The sequence below is a fragment of the Brevundimonas sp. GN22 genome (genome assembly GCF_054824005.1).
This window is the reverse complement of the sequence record NZ_JSYD01000152.1, coordinates 1-525: the sequence shown is the minus strand read 5'-3', so window position 1 is coordinate 525 and position 525 is coordinate 1. Positions and strand designations below refer to the sequence as shown.

Genomic DNA, 525 nt, shown 5'->3' with positions numbered 1-525 from the left:
TTGGCATCTCGATGAGATTGTTTGCAAGATAGGCGGCCGACGCATGTATCTGTGGCGTGCGGGCGACGACGAAGGCGAGGTTTTAGATGTTATCGTCCAGCGTCGACGGGATACAGAGGCGGCTTTGAAGCTGATGAGACGTCTTTTGCGAAACCAACCTGTCGAGCCAGAAACCATCACAACGGACGGGCTGGCGCCGTATGGTGCGGCGCTCGATCAACTGGAAATGCGGCATCTTCACAGGCCTGGCCGGTTACGAGACAATAACCGCGTGGAAAACTCACATCTGCCGATCAGACGACGAGAGCGGCAGCAACAGAGGTTCAAAACTCAAGCCTCAGCGCAAAGATTTCTCACAACCCACGCGGCGATCTACAACACTTTCAACATCCAACGTCATCTAATCAGCAGGTCCACGCTTCGTCGCTTTCGTGCCGATGCAGATGCCGCTTGGATGGCGGCGGTTGCCTGATATTGAGCAGGGAAGGGGTACTTTTGACTGTACCCAGTTAACCTGACGGCACC

The 525-nt window shown here is 55.0% G+C and carries 1 protein-coding gene; it reads left to right on the top strand.

Features of this window, described 5'->3' with window-relative positions; all coding sequences use genetic code 11:
• On the top strand, positions 1–472 hold a 472-nt coding region (locus tag OB03_RS14470), incomplete at its 5' end, for an IS6 family transposase (RefSeq protein WP_461344627.1).
• Positions 473–525: the final 53 nt, after the last annotated feature.